The sequence below is a fragment of the Chryseobacterium tructae genome, from assembly GCF_030409875.1.
Taxonomy (GTDB): Bacteria; Bacteroidota; Bacteroidia; order Flavobacteriales; family Weeksellaceae; genus Chryseobacterium; species Chryseobacterium tructae.
Genome location: NZ_JAUFQR010000001.1, coordinates 3,976,585 through 4,002,473, shown reverse-complemented (window position 1 = coordinate 4,002,473; position 25,889 = coordinate 3,976,585). Strand labels below are relative to the sequence as shown.

The 25,889-nt window shown below is 35.9% G+C and carries 21 protein-coding genes and 2 pseudogenes; 19 read left to right on the top strand and 4 right to left on the bottom strand.

The genetic code is table 11. The features are described from left to right. Positions 1 to 50 precede the first annotated feature (50 nt). Together QWZ06_RS19790 and QWZ06_RS19785 are read left to right on the top strand one after the other, a co-directional pair. Complete coding sequence (locus tag QWZ06_RS19790) at positions 51 to 1,040, top strand: NAD(P)H-dependent flavin oxidoreductase (RefSeq protein ID WP_290300689.1); 990 nt, start codon at positions 51 to 53, stop codon at positions 1,038 to 1,040. A 32-nt stretch (positions 1,041 to 1,072) separates the two neighbouring features. After that, complete coding sequence (locus QWZ06_RS19785; RefSeq protein WP_290300688.1) at positions 1,073 to 1,840, top strand: alpha/beta fold hydrolase; 768 nt, start codon at positions 1,073 to 1,075, stop codon at positions 1,838 to 1,840. A 376-nt stretch (positions 1,841 to 2,216) separates the two neighbouring features. Here the strand turns inward: QWZ06_RS19785 and QWZ06_RS19780 are convergent, their stop codons facing one another. Both QWZ06_RS19780 and QWZ06_RS19775 read right to left on the bottom strand, forming a co-directional pair. Continuing rightward, positions 2,217 to 2,834, bottom strand: coding sequence for an HD domain-containing protein (locus QWZ06_RS19780; RefSeq protein ID WP_290300686.1), 618 nt, complete (start codon positions 2,832 to 2,834; stop codon positions 2,217 to 2,219). A gap of 27 nt (positions 2,835 to 2,861) precedes the next feature. Next, the gene (locus tag QWZ06_RS19775) at positions 2,862 to 3,161 is read right to left on the bottom strand and encodes a rhodanese-like domain-containing protein (RefSeq protein ID WP_290300685.1); all 300 of its coding nucleotides are present in this window, start codon (positions 3,159 to 3,161) and stop codon (positions 2,862 to 2,864) included. Between the two features lie 172 nt (positions 3,162 to 3,333). Here QWZ06_RS19775 and queG point away from each other — a divergent pair, with 172 nt between their 5' ends. The 7 genes and pseudogenes from queG (at position 3,334) to QWZ06_RS19740 (ending at position 12,220) form a co-directional block, all read left to right on the top strand. Then, complete coding sequence (queG, locus tag QWZ06_RS19770; RefSeq protein WP_290301389.1) at positions 3,334 to 4,272, top strand: tRNA epoxyqueuosine(34) reductase QueG; 939 nt, start codon at positions 3,334 to 3,336, stop codon at positions 4,270 to 4,272. A 361-nt stretch (positions 4,273 to 4,633) separates the two neighbouring features. After that, positions 4,634 to 5,317 (top strand): TIGR02117 family protein, encoded by a 684-nt coding sequence (locus tag QWZ06_RS19765; RefSeq protein ID WP_290300682.1) that lies wholly within the window; start codon positions 4,634 to 4,636, stop codon positions 5,315 to 5,317. 92 nt (positions 5,318 to 5,409) lie between these two features. Continuing rightward, on the top strand, positions 5,410 to 5,862 hold the full coding sequence (locus QWZ06_RS19760; protein ID WP_290300681.1) for an SRPBCC family protein: 453 nt from the start codon (positions 5,410 to 5,412) through the stop codon (positions 5,860 to 5,862). Between the two features lie 304 nt (positions 5,863 to 6,166). Continuing rightward, positions 6,167 to 6,499 carry a hypothetical protein gene (locus QWZ06_RS19755; protein ID WP_290300680.1) on the top strand — a complete coding sequence of 111 codons (333 nt, stop codon included), beginning with the start codon at positions 6,167 to 6,169 and terminating at the stop codon, positions 6,497 to 6,499. Between the two features lie 59 nt (positions 6,500 to 6,558). Continuing rightward, complete coding sequence (locus tag QWZ06_RS19750; RefSeq protein ID WP_290300679.1) at positions 6,559 to 7,647, top strand: efflux RND transporter periplasmic adaptor subunit; 1,089 nt, start codon at positions 6,559 to 6,561, stop codon at positions 7,645 to 7,647. A 28-nt stretch (positions 7,648 to 7,675) separates the two neighbouring features. Further along, positions 7,676 to 10,797, top strand: a pseudogene (locus QWZ06_RS19745) (efflux RND transporter permease subunit). After that, entirely contained in the window at positions 10,778 to 12,220 is a 1,443-nt protein-coding gene (locus QWZ06_RS19740; RefSeq protein WP_290300678.1) for an efflux transporter outer membrane subunit, read from the top strand. Before QWZ06_RS19745 ends, QWZ06_RS19740 begins: the two are co-directional and overlap by 20 nt. A 194-nt stretch (positions 12,221 to 12,414) precedes the next feature. On the opposite strand, the gene QWZ06_RS19735 is transcribed toward QWZ06_RS19740, so the two are convergent. Continuing rightward, positions 12,415 to 12,837 carry a cold shock domain-containing protein gene (locus QWZ06_RS19735; protein WP_047420468.1) on the bottom strand — a complete coding sequence of 141 codons (423 nt, stop codon included), beginning with the start codon at positions 12,835 to 12,837 and terminating at the stop codon, positions 12,415 to 12,417. Positions 12,838 to 13,555: 718 nt separating this feature from the next. Between QWZ06_RS19735 and QWZ06_RS19730 the strand changes: the two genes are divergently transcribed. Next, on the top strand, positions 13,556 to 14,311 hold the full coding sequence (locus QWZ06_RS19730; RefSeq protein ID WP_290300674.1) for an SDR family oxidoreductase: 756 nt from the start codon (positions 13,556 to 13,558) through the stop codon (positions 14,309 to 14,311). Between the two features lie 75 nt (positions 14,312 to 14,386). Here the strand turns inward: QWZ06_RS19730 and lgt are convergent, their stop codons facing one another. Then, a complete protein-coding gene (gene lgt / locus QWZ06_RS19725) occupies positions 14,387 to 15,223 on the bottom strand; it encodes a prolipoprotein diacylglyceryl transferase (protein ID WP_290300673.1) in 837 nt (278 codons plus the stop codon). 235 nt (positions 15,224 to 15,458) lie between these two features. On the opposite strand from lgt, the gene QWZ06_RS19720 reads away from it, so the two are divergent. The 9 genes and pseudogenes from QWZ06_RS19720 (at position 15,459) to QWZ06_RS19680 (ending at position 25,884) form a co-directional block, all read left to right on the top strand. Further along, complete coding sequence (locus tag QWZ06_RS19720; RefSeq protein ID WP_290300671.1) at positions 15,459 to 16,202, top strand: polysaccharide deacetylase family protein; 744 nt, start codon at positions 15,459 to 15,461, stop codon at positions 16,200 to 16,202. A 183-nt stretch (positions 16,203 to 16,385) separates the two neighbouring features. After that, a complete protein-coding gene (locus QWZ06_RS19715) occupies positions 16,386 to 17,081 on the top strand; it encodes a VIT1/CCC1 transporter family protein (protein WP_290300669.1) in 696 nt (231 codons plus the stop codon). A gap of 211 nt (positions 17,082 to 17,292) precedes the next feature. After that, positions 17,293 to 17,700, top strand: a complete 408-nt coding sequence (tssD, locus tag QWZ06_RS19710; protein WP_290300667.1) for a type VI secretion system tube protein TssD — start codon at positions 17,293 to 17,295, stop codon at positions 17,698 to 17,700. Between the two features lie 247 nt (positions 17,701 to 17,947). Further along, positions 17,948 to 19,806, top strand: a pseudogene (locus QWZ06_RS19705) (type VI secretion system Vgr family protein). A gap of 51 nt (positions 19,807 to 19,857) precedes the next feature. Then, complete coding sequence (locus QWZ06_RS19700; protein ID WP_290300666.1) at positions 19,858 to 20,385, top strand: DUF2931 family protein; 528 nt, start codon at positions 19,858 to 19,860, stop codon at positions 20,383 to 20,385. Then, positions 20,328 to 20,954, top strand: a complete 627-nt coding sequence (locus QWZ06_RS19695; protein ID WP_290300665.1) for a hypothetical protein — start codon at positions 20,328 to 20,330, stop codon at positions 20,952 to 20,954. The genes QWZ06_RS19700 and QWZ06_RS19695 overlap by 58 nt, the downstream gene beginning before the upstream one ends. Positions 20,955 to 20,984: 30 nt before the next feature. Next, the gene (locus QWZ06_RS19690) at positions 20,985 to 22,805 is read left to right on the top strand and encodes a phospholipase effector Tle1 domain-containing protein (protein ID WP_290300663.1); all 1,821 of its coding nucleotides are present in this window, start codon (positions 20,985 to 20,987) and stop codon (positions 22,803 to 22,805) included. 2 nt (positions 22,806 to 22,807) lie between these two features. After that, positions 22,808 to 23,512 (top strand): hypothetical protein, encoded by a 705-nt coding sequence (locus QWZ06_RS19685; RefSeq protein ID WP_290300662.1) that lies wholly within the window; start codon positions 22,808 to 22,810, stop codon positions 23,510 to 23,512. Beyond that, positions 23,500 to 25,884, top strand: coding sequence for a zinc metalloprotease (locus QWZ06_RS19680; protein WP_290300660.1), 2,385 nt, complete (start codon positions 23,500 to 23,502; stop codon positions 25,882 to 25,884). Before QWZ06_RS19685 ends, QWZ06_RS19680 begins: the two co-directional genes overlap by 13 nt. The last annotated feature ends 5 nt before the right edge of the window (positions 25,885 to 25,889 follow it).

Below are 25,889 nucleotides of genomic sequence, written 5' to 3'. Positions count from 1 at the left end.
TTTTAAGGGATAGAGGGCTTGGCAAGCTTTGTTTTTAGTATTTTTACAGCATGGGCAATTTTATAGATTTCAACGCGGCTAAAAAACTGCATGATATGCAGGCCAACCAAAATAGAATTTCAGAATTATTTAATATTAAATATCCGATTATCCAGGCTGGGATGATCTGGCATTCCGGATGGAGGCTAGCATCTGCAGTTTCCAACTGTGGAGGATTAGGATTAATAGGAGCAGGAAGCATGTATCCTGACATTCTCAGAGAAAACATACAGAAGTGCAAACAAGCTACGGATAAACCTTTTGGGGTAAATGTTCCTATGTTATATCCTAATATTGAAGAAATCATCCAGATCATTATGGAGGAAGGTGTGAAAATTGTGTTTACATCAGCAGGAAATCCGAAAACTTATACAGAAACTCTACAAAAAGAAGGGATCAAAGTAGCTCACGTAGTTTCTTCTACCAAATTTGCCGTAAAATGTGAAGATGCAGGAGTGGATGCGATAGTAGCTGAAGGCTTTGAAGCAGGAGGGCATAACGGAAGAGATGAAACTACCACATTCTGTCTTATCCCCAACGTAAAAAAACATATTTCAAAACCATTAATTGCAGCTGGAGGAATTGCTTTAGGTTCCCAGATGAAAGCCGCAATGATTCTTGGAGCTGATGGAGTACAAATCGGATCGCGTTTTGCTGCTACTACAGAAGCAAGCGCTCATGAGAACTGGAAAAAGAAAATTACAGAACTTCAGGAAGGAGATACTCATTTGACACTTAAAGAATTGGCTCCTGTAAGAATGGTTAAAAATAAATTCTTCAATGAACTTGAAGATATCTACCATGCGGGAAGAAATAAAGAAGCACTAATTGAATCATTAGGAAGAGCGAGAGCGAAGCGTGGAATGTTTGAAGGTGATATGGAAGACGGTGAACTTGAAATAGGGCAGGTTTCAGCTTTGATTGATGATATCCTTCCGGTGGAAACTGTTTTCAATCATCTTTTAAGCGAATTTGAAGACATTAAAATGCCTTCTTTCTAACAAGCAGGAATATAATATGATAATTTGAATTAATGGAGAGTAGAATCATCGATGTAAAAGGAAAAAAACTATATACAGAATATTACAATTCATTCGAAAATAAACCAACTATTGTCTTTTTACATGACTCGCTGGGATCTGTACAGCTTTGGAGGGACTTGCCTGCTAAGCTTGCAGAAGAAACTCAATATAATGTCCTTGTTTATGACCGCTTAGGCTATGGAAAATCTTATCCGATGCCTACCCATGTAAGGCCTGTACATTACATGGAATTGGAAGCAGATCTGCTAAACGAGTTGTTAGAAGAGCTCAATATTGACAATTCAATTTTATTCGGACACAGTGATGGAGGAACAATTGCTTTAATTACAGCTGCAAAATATCCTGAAAAGGTGGAAGCGGTCATTTGTGAAGCTGGACATATCTTTGTTGAAGAAGTCACTTTAAAAGGTGTTTATGATGCCTGGGAAGCTTACAAAACTACCAATCTGCCGGAACGTCTTCACAAATACCATGGAGATAAGGTGGAAACCTTATTCAAAGCCTGGACAGAAACCTGGACTCGCGATGATTACAGAACCTGGAACATCGAGTATCTTTTGAAAGATATAATTTGTCCCCTTTTGTTTATTCAGGGAGAGGCTGATGAATACGGTACTTTGGATCAGGTAGATAAAACGGTAACCCAGGTAAGTGGCACTGCAGAAAAATATATCATTCCGGGAATTGGACATACTCCACATAAAGAATCTCCGGATTTAATTCTTGGAAAAGTTTCAGAGTTTATCAATAAACTGTAAAATAAAAAGTAAAGCATCCTATTTGAAATGAGGATGCTTTTTTTTGTACAATATGTATGCAATTATCAGTCAGTACACTTGAAAAGCATTTAAGTAGGAAAAAGCAGAAGGTCAATTATTTTCCTAAGAATATAACATTAAGGAAAACAAAGTATAGATGATTTGTTGAAACTCATGAATGACATTAATCTATACACAAAGCCTTTATTCTAGCCTGAAATTACAATAAATCCACAATGAATTTCACCTATTAGAGATATGTAAATTGTTATTTTTGAAAAATAGGTTTAGCGAAAGTAATGGTATAAATCATTAAAGGTTTGTTTGATGTGAATGTGTGAAGAGATGCAATTTTGCATCTCTTTTTGTTTTTTAATTATAGCAATTGAATTTCAGCCGCAATATTGGCTCTGGCTTGCATTTCATACTTTTCTTTAAAATATTCAGTCTTAAAGATACTGTCGAGTTCCAGAAAATGCTTAAGAACTTTTTTTCTGCCAGGTTTATAAAGAAGATCAGGATAAATGGAATATTCTTTTCTAATCATTCTTGTATAAGTAAGATAAGTTTCAAGGTCTTTCCCAAGAATGGATAGGTCAGCATCCAAAAGATAATTGGTGTCTTCATCTTTAGATTTTTGATGATATTGGGTCGCCAGAATCTGTTTATAAATATGTTCTATACGATTTTGAGGGAAACCAAGTTCAGAAAGTTTTTCTTTAGCCTTTAAAGCACTTTTTTCTTCATTAGATTTAGAACTTGCATTATAAACAATATCATGATAGAAGATGGAAAAAGAAACGGCTGTAAAATCAGAAATTTTATCTTTGATAAGTTCAAGTTCCCTGAACATATTTTCAAGATGAAAAAGATTGTGATAATGCCTGCCTTTTTCAGTATATTTTGTATCAATCTCCTTCCATAGGTTGTTAATTAAACTCTGATCTTTGGTAAAAGGTAAACAAAGTTGCTCAAATTGATCTTTAATATTCATGGTGATAGGATATAAAAAAAGGAACTTTTAAAAAGTTCCTCTGTTTGCTTCTAGAACAGCTTTTAGCTCAGCCCAGCCTCCGCCGTTATAACCGTTCTTTAATCCTTGAGTGTTAAGGTATTCCAATGCTTTTCCGCTTCTGTTTCCACTTCTGCAGAATAAAATAACCGGTTTTTCGATAGAAAGGATCTCATCCTGTCTGTCTTCTACTTCACCCAGTGGAATATTTTTGGCACCATCTATATTTCCGTCCATTTCAAGCTCCATTGGCTCACGAACGTCGATCAATTCATAGTTTCCAGATTGTATTACTTCTATTAAAGACATAGTTGTTTGTTTTAAACATTAAATTATAGACGAAATTACGTAATTTTTTTTTGAAAAAAATCTTAATGGAAGCATAAATTTTCAGAAAATAAACGGTTTTAAACTTGAACATGAAACAGACCTACTCATCGGAAGATTGATAAAATAATCTTAATTTTGCACTGTGAAATTAATGAACGCTGGTGCTGAAAAATATTCCGAATTGATAAAGTCTAAGGCTAAAAGCTTTGGGTTTCAGAGTTGTGGGATATCTAAAGCAGACTTTTTGGAGGAAGATGCTGCACACCTTGAAAAATGGTTGAAAAATAATTCCCATGGGGAAATGAAATACATGGAGAACCATTTTGATAAAAGACTCGATCCAAGATTACTGGTAGAAGGTTCTAAATCTGTTATTTCACTTTCTTATAACTATTTCCCCGAAGAGAAAATTTCCATTCTGGAGAATTTTAAAATCTCAAAATATGCCTATGCCGAAGATTACCATGAAGTGATCAAAGAGATTCTCCGAGAGTTGGTTGCAGAATTACAGGAAGAAATAGGAGAGTTTGAATTCAGGGTCTTTGTAGATTCTGCACCTGTATTGGAAAGAAGCTGGGCTCGAAAATCAGGAATCGGTTGGGTAGGGAAGAACGCTAATCTGATTACCAAACAAAACGGATCCTTTTATTTTCTGGCAGAAATTATCTGCGATCTGGAACTTATAGCGGATCATGAAACAACAGATCATTGCGGAACCTGTAGAAAATGCATTGATGCATGTCCTACAGACGCTATTGTTTCGGAAAAGATCATTGATGGAAGCCGTTGCATTTCTTATGCCACGATAGAACTTAAAAATGAAATTCCGGATCATTTCAAAAATAAAATGGAAGACTGGATGTTTGGATGTGATATATGCCAGGATGTCTGCCCTTGGAACCGTTTTGCGGCACCCCATCAGCAGAGCCGATTCAAGCCTAATGAAGCGCTAAAGAACTTCAAAAAAGGAGAATGGAAAGAGCTTACCCAGGAAATTTTTTCCGAGATCTTTAGAAAATCTCCCGTAAAAAGAACCAAATTTGCAGGTCTGAAGAGAAATATTGAATTCTTACAACAATCTTCAGATTAATTTTTGCTGAAATATTTGGTGACGATTCCTACGTTGGAAATTTTTAAAGTTCCAAACAAGAGCTGATAATCGACCATTCCTTAGGTTTTCCACACTAAAGAGGTTTTGATTTAACTGGATAAGTTGTCTAAAAACCCTTTCCTAAAAAGAAAAATTGATTTTCATGAGATTAAAGTCTCACCGAAAATCAACGTTTTTTTTGTACTCTTTTTGGAGCAGTTTTTACTCTTACTTTAAATCTTTTTTGTGACTTGGTATTTTTACGCATATTTGTGAATATTTCGTAACTAAATATAGCGTTTTTTTCGATTAAAACAAATACTTTTACGAAAAACTATATATTAAATTTTATTCAAAAAACATGACTGTGAAAACCATATTAATATACGTGTTGAAAATTGTAGGAGTTATTCTGGGAATTGTAATTATATATGTTCTTCTGGGATTGCTGATCCCTTTTATTCCGGTCTCTGCCAAAGATGATGGCGAAAAGAAAGACATCCCAATCTATATTTATACCAATGGAGTTCACACAGATATTGTAATGCCAGTAAAAAATGACCTGAAAGACTGGAGCCTTATGATTCCTTTTGCAGATACAAAATCCAAGAAAACAGATTATCAATATATCGGAATAGGATGGGGAGATAAAGGCTTTTATCTGGATACTCCAACTTGGGCTGACCTGAAGTTTTCAACAGCAATAAAAGCCGCATTCTGGCTAAGTGATTCAGCAATGCATACTACCTATTATTATGCAATGAAAGAAGGGGAAGACTGCAAAATGATGATGATCAGCAGAAGCCAGTACCTTAGTTTAGTTAAATTTGTAGAAGATAAATTCGACAGAGATCAGAACGGAAAGTTCATGCTGATTCCTACCAATGCAGTATATGGTGATAATGATGCATTTTATGATGCAAAAGGAACATACAGCTTCCTTTATACCTGCAATACCTGGACAAATAATGCATTGAAGGCTGCAGGGCAAAAGGCTGCACTTTGGACACCTTCTGATTTTGGAATTTTCCATCATTATAAATAAGCATGAAACCTATTTTTTTGTTTTTTTGTAATAAAGAGAAGAAATTTCAATAAAGCCTGTTCTGATGTGGGATATAATTAAAAAGAAGTAAGATGAAACATAAGCTTTTCAGAGAGCAACAACTAAACTGTGACATAGAAACGGCGTGGAAGTTTTTTTCCTCAGCCAATAATCTTTCCGAAATTACGCCGAAGGATATGGGGTTTACGGTATTAACAGAAATGGAAGATGATGAAATATATGAAGGAATGCTCATTGATTATTATGTTTCCCCGCTATTAGGGATTAAAATGAAATGGCAGACCGAAATTACCCATGTCGATTTTCAGAAAAGCTTTATCGATTTTCAAAGAAAAGGGCCTTACAAATTATGGAACCATCATCATGAATTTATTCCTAATGAAGAAGGTGTATTGATGAAAGATACTATAGATTATGAACTTCCTTTGGGTTTCTTAGGTGAAATAGCTCATTCATTATTCGTAAAAAAGAAACTGGAATACATCTTTGATTATCGTTTCAGAGTGCTCACTAAGTTATTTTAAAAAATTTACTTATTGTATGTCGTTTGTCGTTCTGACGAATGAAGAATCTCATTAATTGTTTTAAAGAATCTTCACTTTACTCTTTCCTATTCGGACACGATATTAATATGATGTCCCAATACCTCATCAATTACTGTTTTTAATACAATGATATTGTTTACAATACCCTATGTCATCATCAAAAAAATGAGATTTCATCAGTATTATTTAAGTTTTTTTAACAGTTTATGGGCAGGAACTCCATCAAAAATTCCTATTTTTGCAGAACTATCGTTTTTACTGAAAAACTAAGTATTCTATTGACATGACAGGTCTGAGGTCGTTTTTCTATTTCTATATCCTATTAGTTTTTACCCTTTTCAATTCGAATTGGGTAGAAAATTCATTACAGAATATACCTCATCTTCCCCATGTAAATAATATTCATCTTCTGGATGTTTATGAAGAAGCAGATATGAATACGCATGCATTGCCTGCTGCTTCTAAAATTGTAAAACATTCAGGACGTAAAAACGATCAGGCAGTTGGGGACTTTTCAGCAATTTTAAAAATTGCTCCGAAAATTGTACTTCCTGATATTGCCGTTTCTACTATTTGTGGAGTTAAGTCCTTTCTCCATCTCCTCCAGTTGTACTAGTTTAAGGTATTGAATTTCAATTTATTTTAACGAAAATTTTATAACTTAAACATTCAAAAATGTATTTTAAAAATGTAATAATTTGCAGCTTTGCAATATTATTCGCAGTGTCATGCAGTAAAGACACGAAAAAGAACGATCAAAAAGAAAAAGAAGTTCCTGTACTGGAAATCAAAGAAAAAGATACTCTGGTCAGCAATCAGTTTGTGACGGATATTCAAGCTAAGAAAAATGTGGAGATGCGTTCCCGAATCGGTGGAATTATTCAACACATTTATGTCAATGAAGGACAATTTGTTCATCAGGGGCAACCTTTATTCAAGATCAATGATGCTGAGCTACAAATGGAGCTTTTAAAGGCTAATGCAGCCTTGAAACAAACTCAGGCAGATGTTCGTATTGCTGAAGTAGAATTAAAGCAGATCCAGAGCCTTCATGCTAAAAAGTTTGTAGCCAATAACGAGTTGGAAATGGTAAAGGCAAAGCTTTCATCCGCTCAGGCTAAACATGCTTTTGCCGATGCTGAAAAAAGAACCGTACTTCAGAAGATCAGTTTTACAAGAATTACAGCCCCATTCGATGGAGTTATTGATGTGATTCCTCTTAAAGACGGGAGTTTAGTAGAAAATGGAACTTTATTAACAACATTATCCCAGCTTAATGAGGTGTATGCCTACTTTTCAATCCCGGAAAACCTTTATTTTGAACTTCTCGCTAATGATAAACTAGGGCAACATCAGAAAATTGAATTAACACTACCTAATGGTGTTAATTATCAATTTAATGGAGCATTAAAAACAGCAGAAGGTGAAATTGACAGAACGACAGGATCTATCCGATATAAAGCACTTTTCCCAAACCCAGACCATCTGATCAAGCATGGTACTTCAGGAAAACTGATCATTTCCGAAAATCAGGATAATGCTATTCTTATTCCACAAAAATCTACATTCTCTATTCAGGATAAAACCTACGTTTTTGTAGTGGATAAACAGAATAAAGTGAAAATGACCAATATCAAGATCGCCACTACATTAAGGGATTCCTATATAGTAGAAAATGGTCTTAAAAGAGGAGATTTAATCATTTATGAAGGTACTCAGTCCCTAAAGGATGGTGATATTATTAAAATCAAAAAGAAGTCTTAACCTTTCATAATCTTTAAATCAACTTATTATGGTAGAGATGTTTATAAGACGAAAGGTTCTTTCGTTGGTTATTTCTATATTATTTGTATTGCTGGGAATTATGGCGTTATTAAAGATGCCGATTACCCAGTTCCCGGATATTGTACCGCCTTCAGTAACGGTAACAGCAAAATATACAGGAGCCAATGCCGAAGTATCAGCTAATGCTGTTGCACTTCCGCTAGAACGAGCTATTAATGGGGTTCCGGGAATGACCTATATGTCAACGGTAACTTCCAATGACGGGCTTACCCTGATCCAGGTTTTCTTTGAAGTGGGAACAGATCCCGATGTAGCGGCGGTAAACGTTCAGAACAGGGTAACAACCATTCTTGATGAACTTCCCGAAGAGGTAATCCGTGCCGGAGTAACTACAGAAAAGGAGGTGAACAGTATGTTGATGTACCTTAACATTACGAGTACGGATCCAAGCCAGGATGAGCAGTTCATCTACAACTTTACGGATATTAACGTTCTTCAGGAACTAAAACGTATTGATGGAGTAGGACGTGCTGAAATCATGGGGCAGAAAGAATACTCCATGAGAGTGTGGCTTGATCCGCAGAAGATGGCTGCCTATACTATTTCAGCAGATGAAGTGATTACATCATTACAAAAGCAAAATATTTCCGCAGCACCTGGAAAAGTAGGAGAAACGTCCGGAAAAACTTCCAGTCAGCTTCAGTATGTCATTAAATATAAAGGGAAATTTTTTGAGCCTAAACAATATGAAGAAATTCCGATCAGATCCGATGTAGATGGAACGATTTTAAAGCTTAAGGATATTGCTAAGGTAGAATTCGGGGCAATGAACTACGGAATGGTTTCCAAAACAGACGGAAGACCTTCTGCATCTATTATGATGAAGCAACGTCCTGGATCCAATGCTTCTGAAGTAATTGAAAGTGTAAAGGCTAAAATGGAAGAATTAAAAGGAACCTCATTCCCACCAGGAATGGAATATAATATGGCCTATGATGTTTCCAGATTTCTTGATGCCTCGATTAGCGCGGTATTAACAACCCTTATCGAAGCTTTTATTCTAGTAGGAATTGTGGTGTTTATATTTCTTCAGGACTGGCGCTCTACGTTGATTCCTGTATTGGCAGTTCCAGTAGCATTAATAGGAACTTTTGCCTTTATGAATATGCTGGATTTCTCCGTAAATCTATTGACTTTATTTGCGCTGGTATTGGCAATTGGAATTGTAGTAGATAATGCAATTGTCGTCGTTGAAGCCGTCCATGTAAAAATGGAAGAAGGGATGAATGCGATGGATGCAACCATCAGTGCTACTAAGGAAATTGCAGGTGCCGTAGTTGCTATTACTATTGTAATGTCTGCCGTATTTATTCCTGTAGCATTCCTGGATGGTCCTGTAGGAGTATTTTATCGTCAGTTTTCATTAACGTTGGCCATTAGTATTGTGATTTCAGGGGTAAATGCATTGACACTTACTCCGGCATTGTGTGCAATTATTTTAAAGCCTCATGATCATCATAAAAAGAAAACCATCATTGACCGGGCTTTTCAAAGTTTCAATACAGGTTTTGAAAGACTAACTAATGGTTATGTAAGTATTCTGTCAAAATTCGCGACCAGAACTACAGTTACTTTGGATTGCTGTTCCTGTTTATCGGATTAACCTTTGTAACGAGTAAGTTCCTTCCAACCGGATTTATTCCTATGGAAGATCAGGGAATGGTATATGTAAGTGTAACCACTCCACAGGGAGCAACCGTAGAAAGAACAGAAAAAGTATTGGATGAAGTCACGGTTATTGCCAAAAAGATAAAAGGTGTAGAGAATGTAACTACTCTTGCTGGATACAGTATTGTAACGGAAATTGCAGGTTCATCCTACGGAATGGCCATGATTAACCTTAAAGACTGGAAAGAAAGATCCATTTCAGTCAATGACCTGATCACCGAGCTTTCAGAAAAAACAAAAGGAATTGCAGATGCCCAGATTGAAATTTTTGCTCCACCTACTGTTCCTGGATTCGGAAATACAAGTGGTTTTGAATTACGTATGCTTGACAGAACAGGCGGTACCATCGAAAACACTGATAAAATCACCAAAGATTTTGTTAAAAAATTGAATGAAGCTCCTGAACTGCAGAATAACTTTACCAGTTTTGATGCTACTTTCCCACAATATATGATTCATGTGGATTATGATATGGCAGCGAAGAAAGGAGTGTCTGTAGACAATGCAATGTCTACATTACAAACCATGCTGGGATCTTACTATGCAACCAATTTTATCCGTTTCAGCCAAATGTATAAAGTAATGGTTCAGGCAAGTCCGGAACACAGAGATACTCCTGAAAGTATCCTGAATTTATACCTTAAAAATGATAAAGGAGAAATGGTTCCTTTTTCAACATTTATTACCATTGAAAAAGTGTATGGTCCGGAGGTGTTGACAAGGTACAATATGTATATGTCAGCTATGATTAATGGAGAGCCCGCAGAAGGGTACAGCTCGGGAGATGCTATTGCCGCAGTAGAGCGTGTAGCCAAAGAAGTGCTTCCAAGAGGTTTCGACATTGAATGGTCGGGAATGACAAGAGAAGAAATTTTATCAGGAAACCAAACGGTGTATATTTTCCTGATCTGTCTGTTATTCGTATACCTTTTATTAGCAGCTCAATATGAGAGTTTCCTTCTTCCAATGCCTGTGTTATTAAGTCTTCCGACGGGAATCTTCGGATCTTATATCGCATTGGTACTGGCAGGATTGGATAATAATATCTATGCACAGGTTGCTCTGGTCATGCTGATCGGGTTATTGGCTAAAAATGCTATTCTGATTGTAGAATTTGCCGTAGCCAGAAACAAGCAAGGGTTTGACATTATTCCTGCAGCCATTGAAGGAGCAAGACAACGTCTGAGACCTATTCTGATGACATCCTTTGCCTTTGTAGCCGGACTTATTCCGTTGTGTATCGCATCAGGAGCCGGAGCCATTGGTAACCGTTCTATCGGTACCGCAGCGGCAGGAGGAATGCTGATTGGAACTATTTTCGGATTGGTTGTCATTCCGGGACTGTATATATTCTTTGCAAAACTTGAAAATAAGAAGAAAGATGAAAAGATTAAATCCTAGAAATATATTGTTTGGAGTAGCTGCCTTAAGCTTAGTATCATGTGCTGTTCCAAAGGTAACTGATCTCAAAAAAGCTCAGACATTGCCGGAAATACCAACTAAAGCTTCCAGTTCAGGAGAATTCCAGCAACTTAATCTGAAAGCTTATTTTACGGATATTCATTTATTGGAGCTTTTTGATAAAGTAGTACAGGCTAATCCGGATTTTCAGATTGCGCACCAAAGAGTAGAGATTGCCAATAGCTTTCTGCAGCGTTCGAAAATGGATCTTTTGCCTTCCCTTGAAGTCGGAGCAGAAGCCAGCGGAAACCGTTACGGAAAATACACCATGGAAGGAGTAGGAAACTATGACACGAATCTTTCTCCAAATATTACGGATGAGCAGAAAATTAACCGTGATTTTACCCCTAATTATTGGCTTGGAGCAAGAAGCAGCTGGGAAATTGATGCTTGGGGGAAACTAAAAAATAAGAAAATTGCAGCCCAAAAGAAGTATTTGGCTTCTACAGAAGGGTTGAGATTACTTCAGGTTGAGCTCTTCACCGATATTGCCAATTTGTACTATCAATTGGTGACCTTAGACAACCGCCTTGCCATCTATCAGAAGAACTATAACCTTCAGCAGAGAGCCTTTGAAATTGTTCTGGCACAACGTGAAGTGGGAAAAGCTACAGAGCTTGCCGTGCAGCAGTTCAAAGCACAGAATAACAACTGGCTGGCAGAGATTGAACATATCAAAGTAGAGATTGTTACCGTTGAGCAAGCGATTACAACTTTAACGGGAAGCTATGGTGGAGAAGTAAAGCGTGGTAAAATACTTATGCCTACTAATATGGATGTTTTAAACAAGACTATTAATGTAGAAGCTGTTATTCATTCAAGACCGGATGTTGCTGCCAATTATTATGTGTTGGAAGCTTCACAGGCAGATGCTAAAGCCGCAAGAGCTGCTTTCTATCCAAAGATTGACCTAGGAGCTGGAATTGGGATGAATTCTTTTTCCGTGGAAACGCTTTTCAAGCCAAGCTCATTGGCTGGGCAGTTGTTAGGTGGATTAATGGTTCCTGTTTTTAATAAAGGTCAGCTGAAATATGAGTTTAAAGTAGCCAGTAAAGAACAGGAAATTGCTTTTCTAAATTATCAAAAGAGTATTACCACCGCGTTCAATGAGCTTCAATCTATTTTGAAACAGACCAGAATCTATGAAAGGGTATTAAAGTTAAAATCAGAAGAAGTAGGTTTTCTGGATCGCGGAGTTGAGGTTTCCAATGATCTGTATCTGACAGGATATGCCAATTATTTTGAACTGATCAACTCTCAGAAAAGTAAGCTGACAGCAGAACTTGATCTATTGCAGTTTCAGCATCAGAATACCAGAAATAATGTTCTGTTATTCAAGGCGCTGGGAGGAAAGTTGGATTAAGGAAGATGAGTAAATGAAGGTCACTTCATCACGAAAGTGGCCTTCTCTTTAAAAGCTTGTGCTTAAAATTATAGCGCTAAACTTTTCTATAAGAAATATTTTGTCGGTTTTATAAACCGGACATTTTTATTTTTACGATGTATGAAGAAAGCCACCTGAAAAGGTGGCTTTTATTTGTATAAGATAATGTATCTTTATTTTACAATCTGAATCTCAACTGCAGAAAATCCTTTTGGAGATTTTTCCTTTTCAAAAGAAACTTTGTTTCCTTTCTTTACCGGTTCTACACAGTTGTTATTGTGGAAGAAGATATTTTCTTTACTGTTATCTTCAGTAATGAAACCATATCCTTTTTCACTAAGGAAAGTAACAATTCCTGTTTTTCTTGGATCTTCCTCAATAATAGGAGCAGCTCCTAATTGAATATCATCAAGATTTACTTCCTGTCTTTGTTCTGGTGGAGTAGAAGTTAACCTTCCGAATTCATCTACATACATGAATACGTCCTCCGCTCCTTTGTTGTTGTTCGTTTTACGTTCTTCGCGTCTTAGCGCCTTTTCTTTTTGCTTTTGAATTTTTTTCTTGAAATTTTCCTTTTTAGAAAAAGAATCTGCCATAAATTATTTTTAGTATTTAGTTTCTATAAATTGTATTGTTCACTCTGGTCTGCCTTAGACCTTAAAGTCCGTCGATGTTTCCTGTTGTGGGGTTTCCTAATCATACAGAGCTTTAAAATTCCGACAAGTATTGTTCTGGGTAGAAGAATAAAAGTTAAAAATATGGCTGCTCAAAAAGCAAAGACTGAATACGTATATTCTAAGTCGTCACAGAAAACAAAGTAGTGACTTTGGTTAATAATATGCAAATATACAATAATAAAATGAATAAAGCTGTTTTTAAATGATTGATTATCAGAAATGGTTTTTATAAAAACTCGCCAGCATGCACTTATATACAGAAGAATAAAGAAGTATTGGATATTTTTTTACAAAAAATCCCCAGTAAGCTGAGGATTTAAAAAAATATATTAAGAATGAAATGGTGTGTTGTTAATACGGGTGGGAGACCATCAAATGCTGTGCCTAAAATTCACTTAAGCTGGAAAAAGTAAACATATGTTTAATATGGTAAACTGTATTCAAAGTCTATCTGTCTGGTAGATAATATGATATTGTAAAAATATTTGTTTATATAAAATTTAAATATTTTACGAGCCTTTTAAGCCCAAAACGGAATCTTGTCTCAAAGTTTATACGAATTTCCGAAAAATTCACCATGTTGAGATGACTTTTATTATCCATCTTTGCTTCATTAACCTTTTAAAAAATAAGAATAATGTCAACACAAGATGTAAACGGAAAAGTTGTTTTAATAGCCGGAGGAGGTAAAAACCTTGGCGGATTACTAAGTAGAGATTTTGCTGCAAAAGGAGCAAAACTGGCAATACACTATAATAGTGAAAGCTCCAGAGCTGAAAGTGAAAAAACTCTTGCAGAAGTTCAAGCGTTGGGAGCAGATGCATTCCTCTTTCAAGGAGATCTTACCAAAGTAGATAATATTGCTAAGTTTTTTGATGAAACCATTTCCCGTTTTGGTGGAGTGGATATTGCAATCAATACTGTAGGAATGGTACTGAAAAAGCCATTTTCAGAAACTACAGAAGAAGAATATGATACCATGTTCAATGTCAATTCAAAATCAGCCTACTTTTTTTTACAGGAAGCGGGTAAAAAAATAAATGATCATGGTAAGATCTGTACAATTGTTACTTCATTATTGGCTGCTTATACAGGATTATATTCTACTTATGCAGGGGCAAAGGCACCAGTAGAACATTTTACCAGAGCTGCATCTAAAGAATTTGGAGGCAGAGGTGTTTCTGTAACCGCTGTTGCACCTGGTCCTATGGATACTCCTTTCTTCTATGGTCAGGAAACGGATGATGCGGTAGCTTATCACAAATCAGCATCTGCATTGGGAGGACTTACCAATATTAAAGATATTGCTCCTTTAGTAGAGTTCCTTGTCACTGATGGCTGGTGGATCACAGGGCAGACGATTTTTGCCAATGGTGGTTATACGACAAGATAATCATAAACTATAAAAAAATAAACTCACTGAAAGTAATTTTCAGTGAGTTTTTTATTGATTAAAGAATTCGAAAAACTATAAAGTTTTCATCTTTCCTTTTTCCATTACACTCTTGATGATAAAGAAAAGTCCAAGAAGAACAAAAGGGATACTTAAAAGTTGTCCCATATTTAAGCTCATTCCATGTTCAAATTCTACCTGATCTACTTTTATAAATTCGATCAGAATTCTCATAATAAAGATTAATAGAATACTGATTCCAAAGTAAAAACCTTTTCCGATTTTGAAGATATCTTTCTTGTAAATAAGATACACAAGAAGGAAAATAATCAAATAAGAAATCGCCTCATAAAGCTGAGCAGGATGTCTAGGAAGTTGATCTACCTGACGGAATATAAAAGCCCACGGAACGTTGGTAGGAGTTCCAATGATTTCCGAGTTCATAAGATTAGCAAGCCTGATAAAAACGCCTCCCAGTGGAAGTACGATGGCAATGGCATCCAAAACAGTCATTAATGGGATCTTAAACTTTCTGGCATAGATCAGAAGCATAATCATCAGTCCAATTCCCCCTCCATGGCTTGCAAGTCCTGCAAAACCTGTAAAGTGATAAGCGCCATCCGGTCCTCTCTGGATGGGCAAGAATATTTCTAGTGGATGCTGGGAGTAATAATCAAAATCATAAAAGATACAATGTCCTAATCTGGCACCCGCTAATATTCCGATAAGTGCATAGGTAAATAGAGCATCATGCGCCTGTACACTTAAATTTTCTTTTTTATAAATACTTTTTAAAATATTAAAGCATAAAACAAGCCCTGAAAGAAATAACAGGCCGTAGTATTTAACGGAAACACCTAAAATATTGACGATTTCAGGATTTACATCCCAGTTGATATATAATAAACTCATTGATATTGTTATCGTATTTTACGAGTGCAAAGATAGGAAAATAGGATTTTTTGATAAAAATACCCGATTTACATGGTCTTATGGTTTGATTTTTAAACTCTTAAAGCTTATTTGTGTTGTCTGTCATGAAATCTTAATACATAAAAGTCTATGATATTTGATGACAAAAACAGACGCAAGAATCTATTGTTTTTCATTTCATGGTCCTTATTATCTTTGTAAAAAACTAATTTGTATGAATAAACTATTTATTTACTTTACAAGTACATTTTTATTATTGAGCAATACCTTGCATTCACAAAAAATACCCGCTCAACCTAATAAATGCTATATCTATCTCACATTTGATGATGGCCCGCTCAATGGAAGTGAAAATATCAATGATATTATTTTAAAGGAAAAAATTAAGATCAGTGTTTTTATGGTTGGAGAACACGTGATTAAAGATAAACAGATGGATACTTATGCCAAATATTATGATCAGAATCCTTATATTGACGAATACAACCATAGTTTTACTCACGCCAATGATCATTATGAGGCATTTTATAATAATGTAGATAAGTCGGTACAGGATATTGTATATAATCAGACTTTATTGAAGTTGCCTTATAAGATTGTTCGCCTTCCGGGAAGAAATATATGGCGGCTGGGTGGAAGAGCAAAGAATGATATTACCAATGGAATACAAACAGCAGATCAGTTAGCAGCATTAGGCTACAAAGTAGTAGGGTGGGATATAGAATGGCAGCATCGTCCTGCTGATGGTACCCCTATTCAGACAGTCGATGATATGTATACAGCAGTTCAGAAGCTTTGTATTTCCGATAAAACATTTACCAAAAATAATGTAGTGATGTTGATTCATGATGAAATGTTTCAAAAAAGCTGGGAAGAATCAGAATTAAAGACATTAATAGATTTACTGAGAACAAATCCCAATTATAGCTTTGAACAGATGAGGTTCTACCCACAATAAAAGTCATATAATTTAAAATCATTCTTGAATAAACATTTATAACTTTAAGCTAAGTTTAGAAAGCAAGCACAGCTAAAGTTAATATTCATAGATTTCCGAATAAATTAGGAACAAAGCCTCCTTATTATAACTTTTGTCTCCAGGCTTATCATTAAAATAGTACCAAATATAGAAGATTTTAATATGCATCATCAACTGGAAAAGCATTATGTAAACAGGGTAGGTTGGCTTCGGGCAGCCGTTTTAGGAGCCAACGACGGATTGCTGTCCACCACAAGTATTGTTATAGGAGTTGCAGCAGCAGAGCCAGAGCGGCATATTATCATTTTAGCTGCTTTGGCAGGAATGATTGCAGGAGCAATGTCTATGGCTGCCGGGGAATACGTTTCTGTAAGTTCACAGGAAGATACAGAAAAAGCAGATCTGATCCGGGAGCAACGGGAGCTTGAAGAAATGCCGGAAATAGAGCTTCGGGAGCTGGCCAAGGTATACGAAAAAAGAGGTTGTACAAAAGAAACGGCGATGCAGGTTGCTATTGAACTTACAGAACATAATGCATTGGAAGCCCATGCCCGTGATGAATTAGGCATCAATGAAATTACCCAGGCAAAACCTTTACAGGCAGCCATTGCATCATTTGGATCATTTGCAGTAGGAGCATTATTGCCATTTACAGTCTCTCTTTTAGCTCCTATCAAGCAAATGGTTTACTTCCAATATGGTTTTTCTATGATATTCTTAATGCTCTTAGGCGCTATTTCTGCCAGAGCTGGAGGCTCCAGTATTAAAATTGCTGTCCTGAGAATCTGTTTCTGGGAAACGGTAGCTATGGGAATTACAGCATTGGTAGGCCATGTTTTTGGAGTCAATGTATCTTGATGTGAAATAGGTTTCTGGTACAGTGTTTAAGCGATTATGGAATTATAAGTATATGATTTTCAGATTATATTTTACCTAACAAGTGTTAGTCGTAGAATTACTACACTTTTTCAGATTTCCAAATAAATACTATTCTGTTATATTAATTAGATCTATATTTGGTGATATAAAACAACAAATCACACAATATTAACGATTAAAATTTACGATCATGGCAGAAAGAAATTCAAGAGGTATTTTAAAATTCAACAACGGAGAAGGACAAAAGTTATTAAAACTTAACTACAGTGTAGCACGATCTACAGATGTATCTGGACGTGTAGCATCAGACCCTTCTAACGCTCTTATCAAAATTACAGTAGAAGCTACAGAAAAATCTGACATTCTGGAGAGCTTACTCAACGGAAAGTACAAGCCTACAGTGGGAGAAGTTACTTTTAACAAGTCTCACGAGGAAGGAACATTAACAACTTTAAAGTGGCAGAATGGATACGTAATCCAGCACGAAGTAGACTTCGATGCAGTAGATGAAAACAGTATGTATATCACTTTTGTTGTAAGTGCAGAACAAATTGATTTAGGGAACTCTGCTTACAATGGGGCTTGGCCTACAGCGTAAGAATCTGGTGTCTTAAAAAATCAAGTACATATAAAACAGAATGGTACAATAGATACTGTTCTGTTTTTTTGGCTCTGATACATACGTCAAAATCAGGGAAAGTATCCTCGTTAATTTCCTGTGATTATTAAAATAAATCGGATAAAAGTAGATTTTATATCGTAAAAAATTTATAATTTTATATAAAGGAGATTGTTTTTAGAATTTTTTTCTGAGTACAAAAGCCTTCCAAACACCTTACATTAATATGAATAATAATACCTCGAATTCCGAAAAGATTTCGGAGAATCATATTCCTGGAATCAACCGTGTGGTGAAGCTGGATATCGTAATTGAAGGCAAATGATCAAACACTTCAAACACTTCCGCTTACAGCAAAGTGTAAAGAAGCATCATAACTTTGAACTGACACTGGCACATGACACCTTAGATGGGGTACAAAACCATGATCTGGAAGAGGCCCAGCAGTTTTTAGGAAAACGTTTAACAGTAGTTTTTAAATATAAAGATGTAGAGGGAAGCCCTGAAAGAACTTTTGTAGGAGTCATTACAAAAGTAGGATTCAGCCAGGAAAATCACAGTCTTGGAAATATTGTATTGAAAGGATACAGTCCTACAATTCTTCTGGATGCTGCTCCACATACCCAAAGTTTTGGAGGTGATCAACCTGTGAATATGGGAATTATTGCTACTGATGTTATCAAACAGGGAATAGAAAACAGCAAATTTGATGTGAAAGTGAATGCTAAGGCATCCGCTCAGATTCTTTACAGTTCCCAATACAACGAAACTCATTACAATTACCTTTGCAGAATGGCAGAAGCCTATGGTGAACAATTCTATTATGACGGGGAAATCCTTCATTTCGGAAATATGCCCCCGCAGAATAAAGCCGTAGAACTGATCTATGGCAGTAATGTTTCAGATATTAGTGTAGAGATGAAGGCTGTTCACATCAAACCTCGTTTTTACGGATATAACAGCAGTTCCAATGCTAAACTCACTTCTGGGGAAACGCCTATTAAACATGTCGGAAATCTGGCGAAAACAGCCTATCAGAATAATGATAAAATTTTTAAAACCCCATCATTACAAGTGGCTCCGATAAAGGCTGCTACTGATATGGACGTAGTTATCTCACAAACCAGTACAGCAGGCAGCAGAGCTGTGGATGTTTTTACTGTTTCAGGAGGTACCACTATCCCTTTTCTGTATCCGGGATGTGTTGCTGATATTAATATGAGGAAAACAGACAGCAATCAAACATCTTATTTTACCAAACTAATGGTCACAGAAGTTATTCATGAGGTAGATACTTTGGGACGTTATGAAGGCAGATTTGAAGCTATAGCCTCTGATACAGGATATATTCCAACTCCTGATTTTACAGTTCCCATTGCAGAACCTCAGATTGCTACCGTAATATCCAATACAGATCCGCTGGGACAGGGAAGAGTGACTGTAAGATTCGACTGGCAGCTGCATGATACCACCAATTTCATCCGGATGATGGCTCCTGATGCAGGAGGTACCGATCAGATTACCCAAAACAGAGGATATGTTGCCATACCGGAGGTTGGAGACCAGGTAATGGTAGGTTTTGTGCACAATCATCCCGACCGGCCGTTTGTGATGGGCGGAATGTTTCATGGTGGAACAGCCATGGGCGGCGGTGTAGACAATCATTTAAAATCAATCCAAACCAGAAGTGGGATCAGAGTTTTGATGAATGATGCTGAAGGAAGTGTTACGATTATTGATCCTAGTGGAAATAATTATTTCATGGACGGAAGAGGAAATATTACTGTCACTGCTCCAAAGAATATGACATTCAATGCTGGAGAAAATCTTACGATAAATGTAGGACAGGATATGAAAACCACTGTAGGAAATGATAATGCGATTAATATTACCAATAATCATAAGTTTACTTCAAGAAATTATAAACAGACCGTTAATGAAAATAAAACGATTAATGTAACAGGTGACTTGAAGGAAACAACTTCTACAACTACCCATAAGGCGAAGAATGGAGACATTTTGTTACAGAGTTCGGGAGTCGCTAAAATGTTAGGTAAGATTGACGCTAAAGTAAATAAAGGATAAAAAACACATGAAAATAGGTTTCATGGTATTGAAGATTAGAAGATGGCTATAATGAATAAAATAATAAAATATCTGTTAAGCTTTTTATTTTTTACCCAGATTTCATGTCAGGAAAAAAAGGATCATAAAAAAACAGCAACAATGACAAAATATGAGTGGACAGAGGGAACTTCTGCTCCTTTAGGATATCCAATGGAGGTATATAAAGGAGGAATAGAATGTGAAGGCGGGGAATGGGTAGGATTAGACATTGGTTTATCACCGGGAGGAAATACCTGGGGAACCATCAATAATGGGATGGGGAATAGTTTTAAAGGGATTCCTACTCGTCTTGATTTTACCTGGATGTCGTATATGGAAAATCAATTCTATATGATAGATACTCAGGTAGACACAGGTAAAATAAAAGAGTATTTCAGTAAAGGATATGACATTAAAGCAAGTAATGGAAGCGGAAATATAAAACATTTAAACTATAATAAAATAGGCATAGGAATGGCTCCTGGAGGAGTGATAGTGGTATGGGTGGCCGGTGTAGGTGTTCAGAAAGAAATAGGAAGGTATTTAGGCAAAAAGTAACTATTCCTGAATCAGAGATTGCCAAGCTGGATAGCCATGAGAATCGTTTTTTCAGAGAGGATTACTTAAAGGAAATTCATACCAGTGAAAAAATTGTTCCTCTAAAAGTACAACAGGAAAATAAAGGGAAACCTATTCCTTTTGGTTTATGGGACTCTTATAGAATTCGATATAACTGGAAACTCGTTTTCGAACTGCCTGAAAAAGGACAGCTAAATCCTTTGACAGATGTAGGAATGATAATGATTAATGGCGAAATGGATCAGTTAGATTTCACTAAAAAACCTCTTGGAGATAATGAACTTAAGGCTATACCCCTGTCTTTTTCATTTTCTGTAATGGATGCTGAGAATGTAAGATATGGAGCAGGCTGTAAACTTAATGAAAAGTCAGCTAGTGAGGCATTTTCGAAGGTGTTTGGAAACGATCCGAAGTCCACGAAAGCCAGTTTGGTGATTAAAATAAACGAAGCATATAGCTTTTTTACAGTGTTGTTAAAAGGCGAAAATGGTAAAGAAGCTTTTATTAAGACAGAAAATCTGGAGATGTTTAAATCCAGAAAGAAATAATACATATCGAACTATAATTGAGTATTGATTATGGGAAAAACATTTGTATATAATACCGGAAACTCTACTCCTCCAATTGATGAAATACACTTGGAGATAGGTGTTTTCTTTGATGGTACTTTGAATAGTCTCAAGAATACTGAAATGCGGGAGAAATACAGAGATGGAAAGAATAAGATTGAAAGTACTGATACTAAAGATGAAATTCTAGCCAAAGAAAAGGCTATCAAATTAACTACTGAAGCACAGGAAAAAAAATATGATGGATTAAAAAATAAAGAAATCTCTGAAGATGATGAAGAATCTGTGCGTTTTCTTAAAGCAAGCCATAGAGGCTGGCTAGATAAGAAAGGAGTTGACAATAGCTACAGTAATGATTACACCAATGTAGCCAGAATGTATAAATGCTCCCAAAGAGACGAATATGGAGTATATGTTGAAGGGATAGGAACATTGGATGGCCACAGAGATGTGGATGATGGATTTCAATATGGATCCGGACAAACCGGAGTAAGAGGGAAAGTGAGAAAAGGCTGTGAAATGGTTGCAGATAGAATTGATGCGCTCAAGAAACTACATTCTTCAGAAAAAGTACTCAGCAAAATTACCATTGATACTTTTGGATTCAGCCGCGGCGCTGCTGCAGCGAGAAATTTTTCCTATGAAATCAATGGAAATAAGAGGCCTAAGGATGTTGAAATTAAGAAAAGCAGAAAGTTTTCAGGATACAGAGAAAGCCGGTCTTATGGAAATGATGGGCTGATTGCCGAATATGAAGATATTTGGATAGATAAAGATAAAATTGAGGTAAACCCAGCCTATTTGGTGGATGGCAAACTTCCTAAATTTGGGTTTTTAGGATATTATCTTCTAAGCAAAGACGTTCTTACTGAGGAAGAATTGGAAGAATTGGAACTGGATGTTCGTTTCATCGGAGTTTATGATACCGTTTCTTCTTATGAGGAATTCGGGGATATGGGTGCATTTGAAAGAGTAGGATATCGTGGGCCATTGCATGCAACTTTCGGATCTGCTAATAATTTTGGAGATGATGTTGAGCAGCTTCAGCTCAAAAACCCGGGGCCTTATTACAAAGCTGTTCATTTTACAGCAATGGATGAACATCGTGAGAACTTTTCATTGACCCGATTTCCGGGAAGTGTTGAGAAAGATTTTCCGGGTGTACACTGTGATATCGGCGGGGCCTATGAAAATGGAACCGAAATCGTGGATGAGATTGAAGTAGCAGATAAACATCCCGGTGTAGGATTCAACTCCTATAGTTCCTGGAATGCTTTGAAAAGGTTGCAGGAGAGAATGCAGGAAATTAAAGATGGACATTGGTATCATGATGGTCAGATCAGTATAGAAAAAGAAAGCCATTTATGGATTTTCCAATACCATAAAATAAGAGGAGTCCGTTTTCTGAGAAAAGAATACAGCTATATTCCCCTTCATTTTATGGAAAAACATGGAATCAATTATTATAATCATAAAATCATCACAAAAACAGAGACTACCTATTCTATTGAGAATGATGAGAATCTGCCAGCTGCAAAAAGACATCTGGAAAATTATGTCTTTGGAGAGGGGAAACCTTGGCAATTCATCAAAGATGGAGATCTTGGTAAAGAAGCAGAAAGATTTAATGCACAAGCTGCTTTGGAGCAGCCAACGACAGGTAAAGATAAGGATGGAAATCCGATCACGAATCTCCCTGGAGTTCAGGTTACAGGACTACGATGGCAGGAACTATTGAGAACCCTAAGAAACGGATACCTGCATTGGTCAGCGAATAGAGACTGGATGGGAATGGATCCCAATAATGATTATCAAAGAAGGATATATTAAGTATGGCCGTAAACGTATTGCAAAATCTTGATCAAAAGACCTATCGCTTGGAGACCATTGTTATAGAACAAAAAAATCCGTTTTATTCCACGCAAAAAAGCTATGTAAGGGAAGTGGAGGTCTATTATTATGGAAAAGTAAAGGATCAGCATGACTTTCAAGTCCTGGTGACTCACTTTGATTTTTCTGAAGGAGATGGCACTACGGATCAGTTTTTAAAAAAAATCAGCTATTTATTTGATGAAATAGAGTGTAGAGTAGATGATGAAGGAAATATTACGGCAGTAGATAATGTACTCTTCTTACGATTAAGATGGACTAAAATCCTAGCCAACTTATCTGAAAATCATAAAGGAGAAGCAGTGGATCATTATTTCAGTCAGATCAGTGATTTGCTGGAAGATGAGGGAACGTTGATAGACTTTTTGGGAAGTTACAATATGTTCGGATTACTTTTTAATGGCTTATTGAATTCATTTGATACTAAAATGAAAAGAGAATCCGCCGAAGGGTTTACAGAAATTATGACTCCTGTAAAAGCCGGAAATACATTGACGTTGAGAGTGTCATCAGAAAACCTGGAAGAATCAGATGTTGATCATTTTAGAGGGATGTTTGTCTGCAAAGGAGATCAATTTGAAGAAGGTTTTATAGAAATCAAAAAACAAAATTCTCATTTAAAACATTCATTATTATGGATAGGCTAAAAGATGAGGGAAAGGGAAATGCTCTTGAAACTCAGAATCAGGCTCCTGCTCAGGATAATGAGCAAATGAAGGCGGAGAACAGTAAAAAGATGGTGGAAAAACGGGCTGAGAATGAAGAGAAGGATAAAAAAGAAGAAGGTTTATTGTTGGCCATAGATGGAGCAAAAATTAAATTCAATGCCCATTCGGGAACCTTTAAAGTACTGAATGATGTGCCCACAACACAGGATAAACTTACCGGAACGGTAGTAGAAAAACAGGTTCTTAATTTTATCTTTGAGGATGGTTTTGTTTTAAATACTCTTACAGAATGGCAAAATGTTGGAAGTGTAAAAGTACAGGATAACGAAGTTTTGTTGAAGAAATCATTTATGCCGGGAGTTGGAGCTATCCCGGGAACACCTCCGGAAAGTGGGAATGTGGAGTTTTCAAATTCCGGACAAGTGAATATACCTGAAAGTATTGAGCCAATTGGAGCTCCGATTCCGGATAACATTATTTTGGAACAGACTTTTGTTGCTTGTATTGATTTTTACCGGTCACAATTAAATGCAAATGGAAAATTTGGAAAAGAAGATACTCAGTATAATGGGGAATTTGGTTTTGATCGATTTGATAAAAAAAGTTATGCTGAAGGATTAGCTTCTAAATATGAAAAGTTATCTGGCATTACTCCTAAAGAGAAAACCTATGGTGATAAAAAAGAATATCTATGTTCATATTTAAGTATTTGGGCACCAAATACTGATCATAATAAAGACAATAAAAAAAGTAAGGTCTTTTTATATATAAAGGCTAATGAGGCATCTGTAAAAAGTAAAACCAATGAGGGTGAAATTGAATTAACGAGTTCTGATGATAACATCAGAATATCTCCTGGTGTTATAAAATTAAGTGTAAAAGGAACTCCTCAAAAAATAAGTATTGAATGTACGGGAGCATTGGATAAAGATGTTATGGTTATAGCAAAAGCAAAAGGCCAGCCTCAGGAATTAGGAAAGCTTATCGTAAAAAGAAACACCATTTATAAGACGATTATACAACCCGTTAAGGTGACTTTTGGCACTGTAGCAAGCACTGAATCAAAAGATATTCCTCATGTAGATTTAATAAAAAATATAGTACAATTATTTAATGAGAATTCTTTTAATCAAGCATATATTTTTGGAGAATTAGCTGCTACTACAAAACAAGTGACTTTTTTGGAAAGCGAATTTAAAAGTTCATTCAATGATATTGACGGAAAACGATATTTGGAATATTCAGCCACAAGTAAGCAGAAAGCACTTAAATATGATGAACTGATAGGACGTAGATATGAAGCGAATAACTCTGGTAAGGCAGATCAGCAAAGACGAGAAGAGTTACTTAATAAAAATATTGAAAATCTTTTGAAAGATATTGATAATAAGTATGGTTATAAAAGCGGTGACTTGAAAAAAGCTAAAAAGATGCATGAGGATCATAAAGTAACTAATATCTGGAACGATCCAAAAATAAAAGTTCTGTATGAAGATTTTGTAAAGGAAAAAGCAGAATATAATCGATTGTATCCAAACTCATTCAAGTTAGACCAAAATGGTAAAATCTATTTCTTTTACACAGAAGATATACATGGAGCAGGATCTCCGGAAAAAGAAATACAAGCATTTTCATTAATAAATTCTGGAACTGCACAAATTTTCAATTCTGCTCTTACTGATAAAGATGCAGCTTCTTTGATTATACATGAACTAGGTCATGCTTTCGGGTTAAGACATCCTTTTGAAGCACAAGTTATGGGGAAATATCAGGTAAAAGAAGATGGACAAAAATATAAACAAGACTATGAAAGCGAAATTGAAAGCTTAACCATTGAAATAAATAGCGTCATAAAACCGAATATTGGGAATTTAGAAAAGCTGGAAGCTATCTCTAAAAAAGATAATATTCCAATTAGTGATTTACAGGGCTTGACTTTACTTAATGAAAAATATACCTCTTTAGAGGGAATGGTTACCAGTAAATATTCTTTTACAAATTTTGAAACAAATTTCATAGATTTTATAACAAATGATGTGATAAGTCTTGAAGGAAAAGAGTTGTCTCAAATAAGCTCTAATGAGTTGACCCTATCACGAGAAAAAGAAAATTTAAAAATAAAAGAAGAAGAATTAGAAAGGTTGAAAAAAGAACGGAAAAAAGCAAATTCATATGAAGAGCTTTCTAACTCTAGATCCAATAGTGAAACTCTAGAGAATTATTTGGATTACAGGCAGAAAACAGATGGTACTTTCAATAGCAATTTTCAATATAAATCTTTTTATCAATGGCAATGGCAAGATATGATTAACCTTGGAAAAACAAAGAAATATTTAATTGAAATAAAATAAAAAAG

Coding starts and splice junctions, on each gene's coding strand:
- QWZ06_RS19790 (WP_290300689.1), top strand. CDS start 51: ATGGGCAATTTTATAGATTTCAACGCGGCTAAAAAACTGCATGATATG.
- QWZ06_RS19785 (WP_290300688.1), top strand. CDS start 1,073: ATGGAGAGTAGAATCATCGATGTAAAAGGAAAAAAACTATATACAGAA.
- QWZ06_RS19780 (WP_290300686.1), bottom strand. CDS start 2,834: ATGAATATTAAAGATCAATTTGAGCAACTTTGTTTACCTTTTACCAAA.
- QWZ06_RS19775 (WP_290300685.1), bottom strand. CDS start 3,161: ATGTCTTTAATAGAAGTAATACAATCTGGAAACTATGAATTGATCGAC.
- queG (WP_290301389.1), top strand. CDS start 3,334: ATGAACGCTGGTGCTGAAAAATATTCCGAATTGATAAAGTCTAAGGCT.
- QWZ06_RS19765 (WP_290300682.1), top strand. CDS start 4,634: ATGACTGTGAAAACCATATTAATATACGTGTTGAAAATTGTAGGAGTT.
- QWZ06_RS19760 (WP_290300681.1), top strand. CDS start 5,410: ATGAAACATAAGCTTTTCAGAGAGCAACAACTAAACTGTGACATAGAA.
- QWZ06_RS19755 (WP_290300680.1), top strand. CDS start 6,167: ATGACAGGTCTGAGGTCGTTTTTCTATTTCTATATCCTATTAGTTTTT.
- QWZ06_RS19750 (WP_290300679.1), top strand. CDS start 6,559: ATGTATTTTAAAAATGTAATAATTTGCAGCTTTGCAATATTATTCGCA.
- QWZ06_RS19740 (WP_290300678.1), top strand. CDS start 10,778: ATGAAAAGATTAAATCCTAGAAATATATTGTTTGGAGTAGCTGCCTTA.
- QWZ06_RS19735 (WP_047420468.1), bottom strand. CDS start 12,837: ATGGCAGATTCTTTTTCTAAAAAGGAAAATTTCAAGAAAAAAATTCAA.
- QWZ06_RS19730 (WP_290300674.1), top strand. CDS start 13,556: ATGTCAACACAAGATGTAAACGGAAAAGTTGTTTTAATAGCCGGAGGA.
- lgt (WP_290300673.1), bottom strand. CDS start 15,223: ATGAGTTTATTATATATCAACTGGGATGTAAATCCTGAAATCGTCAAT.
- QWZ06_RS19720 (WP_290300671.1), top strand. CDS start 15,459: ATGAATAAACTATTTATTTACTTTACAAGTACATTTTTATTATTGAGC.
- QWZ06_RS19715 (WP_290300669.1), top strand. CDS start 16,386: ATGCATCATCAACTGGAAAAGCATTATGTAAACAGGGTAGGTTGGCTT.
- tssD (WP_290300667.1), top strand. CDS start 17,293: ATGGCAGAAAGAAATTCAAGAGGTATTTTAAAATTCAACAACGGAGAA.
- QWZ06_RS19700 (WP_290300666.1), top strand. CDS start 19,858: ATGAATAAAATAATAAAATATCTGTTAAGCTTTTTATTTTTTACCCAG.
- QWZ06_RS19695 (WP_290300665.1), top strand. CDS start 20,328: ATGGGTGGCCGGTGTAGGTGTTCAGAAAGAAATAGGAAGGTATTTAGG.
- QWZ06_RS19690 (WP_290300663.1), top strand. CDS start 20,985: ATGGGAAAAACATTTGTATATAATACCGGAAACTCTACTCCTCCAATT.
- QWZ06_RS19685 (WP_290300662.1), top strand. CDS start 22,808: ATGGCCGTAAACGTATTGCAAAATCTTGATCAAAAGACCTATCGCTTG.
- QWZ06_RS19680 (WP_290300660.1), top strand. CDS start 23,500: ATGGATAGGCTAAAAGATGAGGGAAAGGGAAATGCTCTTGAAACTCAG.